This is a genomic window from Chryseobacterium sp. B21-037, assembly GCF_028570785.1.
GTDB classification, from domain to species: Bacteria; Bacteroidota; Bacteroidia; order Flavobacteriales; family Weeksellaceae; genus Chryseobacterium; species Chryseobacterium proteolyticum.
In genome coordinates, this window is the sequence record NZ_JALGCB010000001.1 from 637,616 (window position 1) to 651,589 (window position 13,974).

Annotated in this window: 8 protein-coding genes; all 8 read left to right on the forward strand. The window is 38.9% G+C overall.

Annotated elements, in window-relative coordinates:
- Window positions 1–5 precede the first annotated feature (5 nt).
- The 8 genes from MTQ00_RS02870 to MTQ00_RS02905 all read left to right on the forward strand — a co-directional run bounded on the left by MTQ00_RS02870 (window position 6) and on the right by MTQ00_RS02905 (window position 13,966).
- Complete coding sequence (locus tag MTQ00_RS02870; RefSeq protein WP_273647662.1) at window positions 6–3,308, forward strand: TonB-dependent receptor; 3,303 nt, start codon at window positions 6–8, stop codon at window positions 3,306–3,308.
- 315 nt (window positions 3,309–3,623) lie between these two features.
- Entirely contained in the window at window positions 3,624–4,940 is a 1,317-nt protein-coding gene (locus MTQ00_RS02875) for a hypothetical protein (protein WP_172278072.1), read from the forward strand.
- Window positions 4,941–5,005: 65 nt separating this feature from the next.
- The gene (locus MTQ00_RS02880; protein ID WP_172278074.1) at window positions 5,006–5,929 is read left to right on the forward strand and encodes a T9SS-dependent choice-of-anchor J family protein; all 924 of its coding nucleotides are present in this window, start codon (window positions 5,006–5,008) and stop codon (window positions 5,927–5,929) included.
- A gap of 180 nt (window positions 5,930–6,109) precedes the next feature.
- Window positions 6,110–6,847: a hypothetical protein gene (locus tag MTQ00_RS02885; RefSeq protein WP_273647663.1), complete on the forward strand. Its 738-nt coding sequence runs from the start codon at window positions 6,110–6,112 to the stop codon at window positions 6,845–6,847.
- 25 nt (window positions 6,848–6,872) lie between these two features.
- Window positions 6,873–8,225: a S41 family peptidase gene (locus MTQ00_RS02890; protein ID WP_273647664.1), complete on the forward strand. Its 1,353-nt coding sequence runs from the start codon at window positions 6,873–6,875 to the stop codon at window positions 8,223–8,225.
- Window positions 8,226–8,279: 54 nt separating this feature from the next.
- Window positions 8,280–8,555, forward strand: coding sequence for a hypothetical protein (locus MTQ00_RS02895; RefSeq protein ID WP_172278081.1), 276 nt, complete (start codon window positions 8,280–8,282; stop codon window positions 8,553–8,555).
- A gap of 329 nt (window positions 8,556–8,884) precedes the next feature.
- The gene (locus tag MTQ00_RS02900; protein ID WP_273647665.1) at window positions 8,885–10,354 is read left to right on the forward strand and encodes a hybrid sensor histidine kinase/response regulator; all 1,470 of its coding nucleotides are present in this window, start codon (window positions 8,885–8,887) and stop codon (window positions 10,352–10,354) included.
- A 6-nt stretch (window positions 10,355–10,360) separates the two neighbouring features.
- A complete protein-coding gene (locus MTQ00_RS02905; protein ID WP_273647666.1) occupies window positions 10,361–13,966 on the forward strand; it encodes a response regulator in 3,606 nt (1,201 codons plus the stop codon).
- Window positions 13,967–13,974 lie beyond the last annotated feature (8 nt).

Here is a 13,974-nt window from a genome sequence, read left to right on the forward strand (position 1 = left end):
AAAACATGAGAAATTTGAAATGCAGTCTTACGGTAGCGGTGATCTTTTTTGCCACGACAGTAGACGCGCAGGAGTTAACGATGAAAGTGTCCTTTTCTGCCCCGGCCGGAAAGCCTTTGATCAATACATTGGAAGAATTTGCAGATAAAACAAGAATGCGTCTGGTCTATTCAAAAGCTGATATAAATGATCTTAAAGTGAGAGAGGTAAAATGTGATAACCTTCCTGTGAACGATTGCCTGAAAAATATTACAGACAATCTACCTGTAGCAGTACGCCAGAGGGGAGAACTGATCTCAGTAAAATATCAGGGCCTGAATACTTCCATATCCTCTGCCCGGGGAAACGGAAGGCTTACAGGAAAAATTGTAGATGAGGTAGGAAATCCCATTGTAAAAGCAGAAGTAAGTGTAGCAGGTAAAACGGCAGTAACGGATAACAACGGGGATTTTAGTATCAGCATTCCTGCCGGAGTTTATACCCTAAGTGTAAAGGCTTCGGGATTCAGCTCATTAAGGGTGGAGAAACTGCAAATCAGTAATGACGATATCAATACTGTTTCTTTTGCCATGAAGCATATTTCTTCCGATAAAGAAATGAATATTAAGGAAGTGGTGCTTACAGGAACACGCAAAGCGGATACCCAGGCAGGACTTCTGGCTCAGCAAAAGAAAGCCGCACAGATGAGTGACGGGATTTCTGCTGAACAGATTTCAAAAACACCGGACAATGATGTAGGAGGAACATTAAAAAGAGTAACCGGGGTAACCACGATAGATAATAAATATGTAGTGGTCCGCTCCATGGGGGAGCGTTGGAATACCGCTGCCATGGATGGAATCAATTTGCCTAGTACAGAAGCTTATAACCAGAATTTTTCATTTGATATCATCCCCACGTCCATGGTGGAAAGCGTGGTGATCAGCAAGACGGCCACTCCGGATATGAATGCAAGTTTTGCCGGAGGATATGTGGAGGTGAGAACGAAAGATATTCCGAACGAAAATTTTACCACGGTAAATCTGGGAACTTCATATAATGACGTCTCTACGTTCAAAGAGTTTTTATCAAAGAAAAGAGGAAAATATGATTATTGGGGATATGATGATGGAACCAGGGATTTCCCTAAAGGTTTGGAAGCCATGGATTGGAATAATCCCTTGTTTTTTGAACAATCCAAAAGGTTTACCAATGATAATTTTACCAATTATGCTACCAAAGCAGATCTGAATTCCAATATGCAGATTGCTTTGGGAAGAAATTACAGACTGAAAAATAATAATAAATGGGGATTTGCTGCTGCCATTACCACGAGAAATGAACAGAATAAACTGGATATTGAAAATACAGCCAGAGGAGGCTGGCTGGATAATGTAGGTGGAGTGAATAACAACTGGGAACAATTGGGAATAGCACCGGTCAATACCTTTAATTTCAGGAATCAAGGAGCCTCGTACAGCTATAACTCCACTATCGGTGCCATGTTGAATCTGGGATTACAGCTTGGGAAAAACAGGATTTCATTCCGCAACTCCTATACTCATATTTATGATCAGACTCTGACAAGGATTACGGGATGGAATGAATATACAGGCGGAAACGGGGATGCCTCGGATGCTTATAACTATTTTTACCATGAGATCGTTCCTCCCAACACAGACCTTAAATTTTTAGATAAGCCTATAACAGAAACTACGGATTATCCGGTTTATCAGACTTTATTACAGAACAAGCTGGAGGGGAACCATAAAATAGGAAATAAAGAAATCAGCTGGTTTGCAGCAAGAACTGGTGTCACTTCCGATACAAAAGATTATACACAGTATCAGACCAATTATAATTTTATCGGCAACGAAATTTTGAGTTATAACCAGATCTATAATTCCGGGAATAATTTCGCCAGGGGATATATTGCAAATAAAGAAACGGATTATAATTATGGAGCTGCCTTTAAATGGAGTATGGATGCCGGAAATTTTAAAAATGATATTAAGGTGGGGTATGCAGGGGCCTCAAAAAGCAATACCAACCAGCAACAGAAGTTTTTCCTGAGGGTAGATGAAAACCGCGATGTTCCGAATAGTGAAAAGAATATGCTGATCATGTATGGAGCACTTTCAGGATGGTTTGACGGATCTCATTATGTACCCGGAGGAATCGGGTGGCAAACCAAAGCATTGTATAAAAATGATAAATATGAAGGGAAAGTTTCCCAGCACGCACCTTTCATCATGTTTGATAACCGTTGGAAAAATAAGTTGAGGCTGGTATGGGGAGTACGGGCAGAATATTTTAAGTATGATCTTATTTCTCAGCAACAGGATCCGAATGATCCTAAAAGCGTTACCAAAGAACCGATTGAAGAAAAGCCATGGCAGTGGATGCCATCAGCCAATTTTACGTACAGTCCTTCCAACAGTATCAATGTAAGGCTGGCTTATAACAGGTCTGTCATTCGTCCTCAGTTTAATGAAAGAACAGGGTTGCCTTATTTTGATCCTGTGGCGAACGGACTTATTTACAATACGGAAATGACATCAGCAGTCATTAATAATTACGATTTTAAGTTTGAATGGTTTCCGGGTCTTGGAGAAATTATTTCTGCAGGTTTATATTATAAAAATATCGACAGACCGATAGAGCGTGAAGGTTATATTTCCAGTGAGGGGAACCTCTTCCTTTATAACGGAAACTCTAAAAATGCAAAGCTGAAAGGATTTGAAGTAGAGGTAAGAAAGAGCCTTGGCTTTATCAGACCCGAAAGCTTCCTGAAAGATCTTTTTATCAGCGGAAATTTCACGTATAACGATACTAAGGTTATAGCTTTTAAAGACCGGTATAAAACTCAGGATACCGATGACACTTATGAAGTAGATCGTCCCCTTTACGGGCAGACACCGTATGCCTATAATCTGGGGCTGCTGTACAATGGAGATCGTTTAGGACTTAGTTTCCTGTACAATGCTAAAGGAGATCAGTACGTTACAGTGGGCTATGCTTACATTGGAGAAGAGATCCAGCGTCCTTATGCCGTAGCGGATGCACAGATTTCCTATAAGCTATTGAAAGATAAGAACCTGGAAATCAAATTAAATGTCAGAAACCTGTTCAACAGAGTAAGGGAGTATTATAATAATTTCAATTCTTACTCAGTATCCAAAGGAAACGGAAGTTCTTTTGATACCCAGAGAGAATCTTTAGGACTTTTACCGGGAGCAACGGATAAATATGATAAAGGAATTGATAAAATATTATTCCGGGCTTACAATGGTAGACAGTTCGGTTTATCAGTAAGTTATAGTTTTTAAATATAAAAGAACTTTTAACAAAAGTATATATGAGATCTTATAAGCCATGTCACAGGTTCCCATAGCCTGAAATCTGAATCGATAGATCTGTTGATGCGCACATCAGTGAACTTTCAGTCAAAAAATGGAAATACCGGATTTCCCCGTCCGGTAGGATTTTAAGGGGAAGCTTTATTCACTTGCACCCTGGGTGAAATGGAGTTTTAAAAACAATGTGTAACCAAATCACGGAGATAAAGGTGAATATCCCGTAAACAGGAATCATCCGGACCAAAAAACAAAATAACCGGATCCATATTTCTAAATTTTACAACAATGAGAAAATTAACTTTAATCGCTGTAACAGCTTTATCTTTAACAGCTTGTCGTGAGAATGATTCTTTATCAGATTCTTCTAAATTTGAAATGCAATCTGCTTCTGCAGAATATTTAACTGCTTCTGCACTTCCTGTGACTACAGTAAGTGGTGCTATTACTACCAATACTACATGGAGTGGAGTGGTTGAAATTGATGGAATCGTAACTGTTAAAGGTGGAGCTACTTTGACTATCCAGCCAGGTACTTTCATTAAAGCTAAACCTAATACAACAAATACACCTACAGGAGTTTTGGTTATTGCTAAAACTGGGAAAATAAACGCTACAGGAACTGCTTCTCAGCCGATCATCTTTACAAGCTACAGATTATTGGACGGAGATGAAGATACTACAGCAACTCCAGGTGATTTCGGAGGGGTTATCATGTTGGGAGATGCTCCTACAAACAAGCCTACAACTACTGTTATCGAAGGGTTAACAGGTGCAGATTACCAATATGGAGGTACGAATGCCGCTCATAATGGGGGAACTATTAAATATGCACGTATCGAATTCGGTGGATTCGACCTTTTCGCTCCTAACTCAGGAAACGAAATCAACGGATTAACATTAGGTGGAGTAGGTAACGGAACTACACTAGACCACATCCAGGTATCTTATGGTAAAGATGATTCTTTTGAATTCTTCGGAGGTACTGTAAACGCTTCAAACCTTGTATCTTTCGCTCCGGACGATGATAACTTCGATTTTGACTTCGGATATACAGGAACAATTACTTGTGCATTAGCTTTAGCTGATTACAACTCAACGCACAGTCAAAGTGGTGGAGTTTCTGATACGAACGGTATCGAGCTTGATAACGATGGAACAGGTTCTACTGCTTCTCCATTTACCCGTCCTACAGTTAAAAATCTTACAATTGTTGGTGCTAAAAGCCCATTAAAAGGTGGATTATATGAAAATGCCATCCACGTAAGAAGAAACGGTAAATTGAATTTAGATAATGCTACTGTTACAGGTTATCCTATCGGAATTTTATTGGAAACTCAGAGCAGTGCTCCGGTAAATCTTGCAGACCTTAGCTTTACAGGAGTACAGGCACATGGATTTACATTCGCTACTGCTTCTAAGATCGGTACTACCACTGCTGCTCTTACTATTCCTGGAGTAACTACTTCTACAAGTAATCCTGCTAACCTTTGGGGAATGTCTCAGCCATTCTTTAACGAGGCTACAGCATGGAACGTTTCTCCAAGAAACTGTGGAGATTTCCAGGGTACATGGACAAAATATAATTTCTCAATTGTACAATAATTGATCAACATGGGGTGGCATTACCTGCCATCCCATTTTTTAATTCAACTTTAAAAATTCATAGAATGAAAAAAGTAATTTTACTATCTGTTTTGGTTTTATCAAAATTAGTGTCTGCACAATATCCTGTATGGACTAATTCTTTTAATTCAACAAGTGATATGCAGGGATGGTCTTTCCATGATCTGAACGGAAACGGAAATGGATGGGTACAAGGACCGAACATCTACCATAACGGTACTTCTTTGGCTTATGGAGGGGCTGGTTCTCTTCGTTACTCAATCAGTAATGTTCCTTCCGGAAATGTGGCCGGTTTCACTACAGAAAATGACTGGGCCATTTCTCCGGAGATTGATCTCACTTCATCTTCAGGAACGATTACATTAGCAGCATACATAGGACGTCAGAGAACAACACATCAGGTGGTAAAGAGATATCTGTACATCTATGTAAGTACTGCACAAAAGCCTGTCCCTGAATTATCGGATTTTCAGGCATTGGCAGTAGATGCAAACGGCAATAATGTTCCCAGCCCATATGTGATTGCAGCAGGAGGAACTGCTAATCCTTTCCCATCGGACCTCAATCAGTTTGTTGAAAGCCTTGTTAATCTCTCTGCTTTTGCAGGAAAAAAAATCTACATCGGATTGTGGTCGAACAGATATGCGGCTGATGATACCAATGTACAGAATATCAACATCAACGAAATGGCGATCTATACTTCAGTTCTAAAAACACAGGATGTAAAAAAAGCAAAAGATCTTACTATGGTGATGCAGAATCCCGTATCCTCATCACTGATGTTAAAACTTAATCCAGCCCTGAAAGAAAACAATGTTACTGTGACTGTTTTCAATATGGCCGGACAATCTGTTATTACTACGCAGTACCGTAGAGAAATTAATGTTACGACTTTATCTTCCGGAAGCTATATCGCCGTGGTTTCGGATGGAGTGCTTTCTGAGAAAGTGAAATTTATCAAAAAATAATGTTTTAGATGCAGGAAGGCAGTCTCTTATTTTCAATTTTTACAAATGCAAAATAATAACCATATCAAAACCATCATCATAGGATATATGCCTTTCCTGCTTACTATAGAATTTAAAAGTATTGCCCTCTGCGTGCTAAGGGCAATATTTCTAAATCGAATTTTTATAATGAATCATACAATGAAAAAAATAATCGCCTTTGCTGTTCTTACAGGTCTGATATCGTGTACCGATGATGTGCTGCAACCTTATGATAAATCACAGAAACCTGCAGAAATCAGTGTCAAGGGATATTCAAAACCGGATGTACTGCAGCTCCGGCTTAACGGAAAACCGGTAAGCATTAATGGAAGTACATCTTATACCAATACTATAGAAACAAAGCTGAGCTTTGTCGTGGACGAAGGGGAAACAGATCAGATTGAGATCTATAACCATGAAACCGGCAAACAGATCGCAAAATATAACATCGATTTTAATACAGTGGATCAGTATAAAAATCTGAATTTCTTCAATCTGCCCGGGATCTATCTTCAGACCTATGCAGTAAAGCCACAGGTTAACCTGGGGAAGGTAGGTTTCGAACTTATTTTTCCGAATTTGGGACAATATTCCCATACTACATTACAAAGTGTGAAAGGAATACTCAAAAAAGAGAATGGAGATGTTCTCGCTGAATTTGAAAATATTGAAAAAAATAACTTCTCTTCACTTAAAATGTATAGCTTTTTCAGTGTTACTGCTCCCGTTTATCTGGAGTTGTACAAGCCTGGAAGTACTGACCCTTATTTTGGATCACAAACGATTAGAGTAAAAATAAAACAGGATATCGGAGCTAATATGATCGTGCTACAGGAAAAAGCGGAAGGCGGTACTGTTCAGATTATGGGTGATATTGACATCGCAGACTACCTGTAAAATAAAAAATCATTCGGATAAGATCATGCATAAATTTTTAAAATCCTACCTACTTGTTTTATTATTTTTAAGCTCAGCAGTTATCGTTTCCTGCCGTTCTGAGGAGGAGTCTGTTCCTGATTTTCCCGACGGAAGCGTAGAGTCTGTCAATCTATGGGTTCATGAAAACATGAAACGTTATTATTTCTGGGAGGATCAGATGCCTGCAAAACCGGATTATCATCTTCCTGTAAAGAAATTTTTTGCAAGCCTCCTATCTCAGAATGACCGTTTTTCAAGCATTGTAAATACGGAAGATGCTTCTACTTACCTGCGGACGGTCCGCAACATGTATGGCTTTGATTATGCAGTATTGCAGCTTGCTAACGGGCAGATAACAGCTGTGATAAAATTGGTATTACAGGATTCTCCGGCTCAGAATGCCGGCCTGAAACGAGGGATGATCATTAAGAAGATCAATGGAAGTGAGATTACGGCTTCGAATGCGGAAAGTCTTTTAAATTCTATTCCGGACAATACTACGCTTGACCTGAGCGTAGGTAATTGGGACAACGGAAACGTGATTGATGAAAAAGATATAAAAGTATACTATGGATTTTCGCTCAGCCAGCCTGTTATATCTAAAATTTTTGAACAAAACGGAAAAAAGACAGGGTACCTGTACATCTATGATTTTCCGGATGGCATGTCTCACAGTCTCAATCAGAAGTTTGCAGAATTTAAAGCTAACGGTGTACAGGATCTTATCGTGGACCTCAGGTACAATTATGGAGGATCAGTAGCTTCTGCGGCCGCATTATGTGCAATGATCCCTTCCGGAATAACGGGCAATTCTCCTTTTATAACCTATAAAGGAAATAAAAATGGTGGTGAGGTGAAAAAAACATTTGCCGAACAAATTGCCTATGACCCTGCCGCTCTGAATTTCACAACACTCCATGCCAATAATCTGCAGCTGACCAAAGTATATATACTTACCTCGGGAAGTACGGCCTCGGCCTCGGAAATCGTTATCAATAATCTAAAACCTTATATGCAGGTGATACAGATGGGAGGAAAAACACTAGGAAAAGATATGGCCGGATTTGCCATTACGGATGATCGTAAGCCTAAAAAGATTTCCTGGCAGCTTCACCCGGTCATCTATAAAGTATATAATGCTAACGGACAGGGAGAATACAGCAATGGAATTTCACCGCAGTTTCCTGTAGATGAATACGCATCTTTGCCTCTGAAGTCTTTAGGGCAGGCTGATGAAACCTTATTGCAATCGGCTTTAGGTAAGGTGTCGTCTAAATCCGCTTATTTCGAAACTTTTACGCACCAGATAAAAATAATTACAGAAAGTGAAAAGCCGTTTTCTATGGGTAAACACTAAATATTAAAAATAAAAAACCAAATCAAACTATATTTTTTTAAAATTGAATTCACTATGCAGGGAATAGAGCCAAAAATACACCAGGAAGTAATCAAGAGAATTAATGATCTGGAGCAGCTTTTAAAGCAATCTCCCGATCAGGACAGGACCTATACAGATGAAATTGTTATGATGAACACAGAATTATCAGCGCTGTATGAAGAGTATCTCAGTATAAAAAAGAGATTAGAAACCTGTATTAAACTCTACAGGTCAAGACATATTGAGATCAGAAAGCACCTTACCCACAATATTAGAAAGATTAAACGGGAAAGGGTTAACCGAAAATAAATAAAGGGTATCTATTTAAAAATAGGGTCCCGCGACTCAACTTTTACGAATAAAAACCTGAGCCGGAAAATTAATTGATAAAAATGTGGTATCTATAATGGTTCAGTAAACAGGTTTTTTTTGATTTTATATTGAGTTAAATTCGGTTAAATAGCATTTAAATTAGGGAATAATTGGCATTTTGTGATGAATGTGTGCTGATAATTGTATTATTGGTTGGTTTTTTAATGGATAATGGATTTTAGGAACATTATTAAGAAAATCAATCATTTTTTGGGATTTTGTGAGTACTTTTGAGGACTTAACTCCCATTAGATTATTTGTGCTTTATGATCTTAATTGTCGATGATAACCAAAACAATATTTACTCATTAAAGAAACTATTAGAATCCAAAGATTTTCAGGTAGATACTGCTAATTCCGGTGAAGAAGCATTAGGGAAAGCATTGAAAAATGATTATGCCCTAATTATTCTCGATGTTCAGATGCCGGGAATGGATGGTTTTGAGGTAGCTGAAATATTTGCAGGTTATAGCAAAACGAAAGAAATTCCTATTATATTTCTTTCAGCGGTAAATACAGAAAAGAGATTTATCACCAAAGGATATGCTTCCGGAGGTAAGGACTATGTCACCAAGCCGGTAGATCCCGAAATTCTTTTACTGAAAGTTAAAACATTTTATAATCTGCAGGAGCAGAATATTGAAATGAAAAAAACTCAGCAGAGTTTACAGCTTGAGGTAAAAGGAAGAAGAGAATCACAGGTTACCATGAAGTCGCAGATTGATCACTTTCATCTGATGCTGGAAGGCTTGCCGCAAATTGCATTTACGTTGAATGATAAAGGGATCATCGATTTTGTCAACGGCAGATGGTATCAGTATTCAACATCTGATAAAAACTTCCCCGAAACTTTTCCTGATGATTTAGATATAAAGGAGCAATTTGAAATTTCAAGGAAAAATGGAAAATCACTTCAGCTTGAGACGCGGATAAAAAATATTGAATCCGGAGAATACAGGTATCATTTATTGAGAATATCACCGGTTTATGAAGGTAACCATGTCAAAAACTGGGTAGGAACATTTACGGATATTGATGATCAGAAGAGGGTAGAAAATGAGAAAGATGAATTCCTGAGTATTGCCAGTCATGAACTGAAAACTCCTCTTACAAGCATTAAAGCGTATGTTCAGTTGTTGGAACGCAAGCTAAAACTTGACAAAGACAGTGCAGAAGCAGGATATGTAACCAAGGTCCAGGATCAGATCGAAAAATTGAACAGCCTTATCAGTGACTTACTGGATGTCTCTAAAATTGAAAACGGGAAGCTGAAGATCAACAGGAAACCTTCCAATCTTGAGAAGATAATTGAAAATGCTATAGAAACGATACTTCAGACTCATGATGAAAATAAGGTAAAAATCCAGCGTCACGGGGAAATACCGGATATCCTTATTCCGTTTGATGAAATTCGTATAGAGCAGGTATTGATCAATTTCCTGACCAATGCCATCAAATATTCACCACAAAATAACCAGGTTATTGTCACTACATTTGTAGATGATGACCAGGTAAAAGTAAGTGTTACCGATTTTGGAATCGGGATTCCTGATTTCAAACAAAAGGCAGTATTCCAGAAATTTTATCGTGTAGAAGAATCGTCACTACAATTTCAGGGAATGGGAATAGGCTTGTATATCTGTTCAGAGATCATCAAGCAGCACCATGGAACAATCGGATTGTCAAGTATTGTCAATGAAGGTTCCACATTTTACTTCACTTTACCCTTAAACTAATTTTTTATGCCACAAAAAGTTATAAGAAATCTGCAATTTGGAGTCGGGCTTTCGCTGTTAATTTTAATAGCAAGTTCCGTAGCATCGTACTGGAGCATTCAGAAACAGATGGAAAACCGCGAAAGCCTTTCCCGTACAAGAAGATCCATTACTGCAGTAAAAGATATATTAATTTCCCTCCTGGATGCAGAAACTGCCAACAGAGGATACCAGCTTACCGGCAAGCAAAATTTTCTGGAACCCTATAACAGAAGCGTTGCAGCCTATCCTAAAGCAATTGCCTATGCTAAATCCTTAGACATTAAAGATAAGGCACAGCTAAAGCGTTTGGCGGATCTGGAATATAATGTGAACACGAATATCGATAACCTTAAGCAATTTGTTGAAAACAGGAGCAAAGGAATCGTAATGACGCAGGATCAGCTTATTTTAAGCAAATCCTATATGGACAAATGCAGAAAGATCGTTCGTGATTTTGTACGGTATGAAGAAATTCAGCTTGAAATAAAAAACAAAGATCTTAACCGTTCCTCAAACACAACTGTTATTTTTATCATTTTTTCAGCACTTGCAGCCATAGTGGTAACTACTTTCTTTTATCTTAAATTAAGAAGTGACCTTCTCCGCAGGGATAAGCTTGAAAAAGAGTTGAAAGCAAAAGATCTGGAAATCACAAAACGGGTAAGTGCAATCCAGCAGATTGCCAATAGAGTTGCCAACGGAGACTATAGTCAAAGGGCTGTGGATAATGTACAGGATGATCTTGGAGATCTTGTGGAATCACTGAATAATATGACGGACTCCCTAAAGAAATCCTTTGATAAAATAAACAGAAGCGACTGGCACCAGAAAGGATTGGCTTTACTGAATGAATCTCTGGTTGGGAATAAGTCTGTTAAAGAGGTTGTTACCAATTCCCTGAATCATATTATCGAATACGGAGGAGGAACCAATGGTGCCATCTACCTGCTTGATGAAGGTAAATTATTCCTGAACAGTGCTGTAGCGCTGGAAGATAATATGAAAAAATCTTTCGAACCGGGAGAGGGAATGGTAGGACAGGTCTTTCTTCAGAAGAAAACAAAGGTATATAACGACCTTAACGACGAAGATTTTGCGGCAACATTTGCCAGCAGCAAATTAAAGATTAATGGACTCGTTGTAATCCCGATTACTCTGGACAGGCAGAGTATCGGAGTTTTGGAAGTGGGCTCAACCACAAATTTCGATCAGGATAAAATCAATTATTTCGCAGATAGCTGCAGGAATATAGCAACTGCCATAAGTGCGGCAAAAGGTCGTGAAAAGGAACAGCGTTTATTGGAAGAGACGCAGGCACAATCAGAAGAACTTCAGGTACAGCATGCAGAACTTGAAAACCTGAATACTGAACTCGAGGCACAGACACAAAAGCTTCAGGCTTCAGAAGAAGAACTGAAAGTTCAGCAGGAAGAGCTTATGCAGACGAATGCAGAACTGGAAGAGCGTTCAAAATTACTGGAAGAAAAAAATCACCTCATTGCAGAACGTAATATAGAGATCCAGAAAAAAGCGGAAGAACTGGCTTTAAGTACGCAGTACAAATCAGAATTCTTAGCCAATATGTCGCATGAATTGAGGACCCCTCTTAATTCTATCCTGCTTCTTTCCCGTTTAATGGTAGAGAACCCGGAAGAAAATCTGAATGAGGACCAGGTAGAGTCAGCGAAAGTAATCCAGAGTTCCGGAAGAAGTTTGCTAACATTGATCGATGAGATCCTGGATCTTGCTAAGATTGAGTCCGGGAAAATGGTTCTGGAATATGATGACGTTGCCCTGGAAGATGTGGTGAATGACCTGCGAAACCTGTTCAATCCTTTGGTTAATGAAAAAGGGATCAGATTTGACCTTGAAATAGAAGAAGGTCTTCAAAAGTCTATAGAAACGGACCGGTTACGATTGGATCAGGTTTTACGTAACCTGCTTTCCAATGCTTTCAAATTTACACAGGAAGGAAGCGTGGGGCTGTATATTAAAAAAGATCCTAAAAATAAAGACTTTATTACCTTCAGCGTAAAAGATACGGGAATCGGAATTCCGGAAGATAAGCAAAGAATTATTTTTGAAGCATTCCAGCAGGCAGACGGATCTACCCAGCGTAAATTCGGAGGTACAGGTTTAGGATTATCCATAAGCCGTGAGATTGCCAAATTATTGGGTGGAGAACTATCGCTTACCAGTGCAGTTAACGAAGGAAGTGAATTTAGTTTAACAATTCCGGTAAAGGCGGTCTCAGAAACGGTCCAGGTATCACTTGATAAAGAATTGGTAGAGATCATAAAAGAAGATGTAGAGGAGATTAAGAACATTGCAGGATATGAAGAAGAACCGGAACAACCGCTTACGGTTTTAGAAATTCCTGAAGAAATAGCAGATGACCGGGATAATATTACGAAGGATGACAAAGTTATATTGATCATCGAAGACGATACCAACTTTGCAAAGGCACTTCTGAAGTATGCCCACAGACAAAATTATAAAGGAGTAGTGGTTGTAAGAGGAGACCATGGGCTCTCTGCAGCATTACAATATCATCCTTTAGCTATCTTACTCGATATTCAGCTGCCGGTAAAAGATGGATGGCAGGTAATGCATGAGCTGAAATCCAACCCAAAAACCAAACCTATTCCGGTGCACATGATGTCTTCGTTGCATATTAAAAAGCAGGAAAGTATTATGAGAGGAGCCATTGACTTTATTAATAAGCCTGTGGCCCTTGAACAGATGACGGATGTATTTAAAAAAATTGAAGAAGCCCTTCGAAAATCACCTCAAAAAGTTCTTATTGTAGAGGAGAATGCTAAACACGCCAGCGCATTGTCATATTTCTTAAGCAATTTTGATATTTCTCTGGCAGTGAAAGATAATGTGGAGGACAGTATAAAGGCGCTTACGGAAGCTGAGGTAGATTGTGTTATCCTGGATGTGGGACCGGCAAGAGGAAAAGGATATAAGATCATAGAATCAATCAAAAGCTATGAAGGCCTTGAAAATCTTCCGATCATTATTTTTACAGAAAACAACCTGTCTTCCTCTGATGAGTTGAAGATCAAACAATATGCTGACTCTATTGTTGTTAAAACGGCACATTCATATCAGAGGATATTGGATGAAGTCGGTTTATTCTTACATTTGGTTGAAGAGAAAAGTACCGAAGCACCGCGAAACAAAAATCTCGGATCACTTACTGAAGTATTAAGTGGAAAGAAGATTCTGATTACGGATGATGACGTACGGAATATATTTTCACTGACCAAAACGTTGGAAAAATACAAAGTAGAAGTCATCCTTGCGATGGATGGGAAGCAGGCTTTAGAACAGATTAAAGAACATCCGGATATTGATGCTGTTTTGATGGACATGATGATGCCGGAAATGGATGGCTATGAAACCATACAGGAAATAAGAAAAAAACAGGCGTTCAGCAGATTACCGATCATTGCCGTTACGGCAAAATCCATGATAGGCGACCGTGAAAAGTGCATTACCGCCGGGGCATCAGATTATATATCAAAGCCTGTGGATGTAGATCAGTTATTATCTTTGTTGCGTGTTTGGTTATATGAAAGTTAAAAAAACTC

Excerpts from the sequence above, each read along its gene's own strand:
- MTQ00_RS02870 (WP_273647662.1), top strand. The coding sequence starts at position 6 with ATGAGAAATTTGAAATGCAGTCTTACGGTAGCGGTGATCTTTTTTGCC.
- MTQ00_RS02875 (WP_172278072.1), top strand. The coding sequence starts at position 3,624 with ATGAGAAAATTAACTTTAATCGCTGTAACAGCTTTATCTTTAACAGCT.
- MTQ00_RS02880 (WP_172278074.1), top strand. The coding sequence starts at position 5,006 with ATGAAAAAAGTAATTTTACTATCTGTTTTGGTTTTATCAAAATTAGTG.
- MTQ00_RS02885 (WP_273647663.1), top strand. The coding sequence starts at position 6,110 with ATGAAAAAAATAATCGCCTTTGCTGTTCTTACAGGTCTGATATCGTGT.
- MTQ00_RS02890 (WP_273647664.1), top strand. The coding sequence starts at position 6,873 with ATGCATAAATTTTTAAAATCCTACCTACTTGTTTTATTATTTTTAAGC.
- MTQ00_RS02895 (WP_172278081.1), top strand. The coding sequence starts at position 8,280 with ATGCAGGGAATAGAGCCAAAAATACACCAGGAAGTAATCAAGAGAATT.
- MTQ00_RS02900 (WP_273647665.1), top strand. The coding sequence starts at position 8,885 with ATGATCTTAATTGTCGATGATAACCAAAACAATATTTACTCATTAAAG.
- MTQ00_RS02905 (WP_273647666.1), top strand. The coding sequence starts at position 10,361 with ATGCCACAAAAAGTTATAAGAAATCTGCAATTTGGAGTCGGGCTTTCG.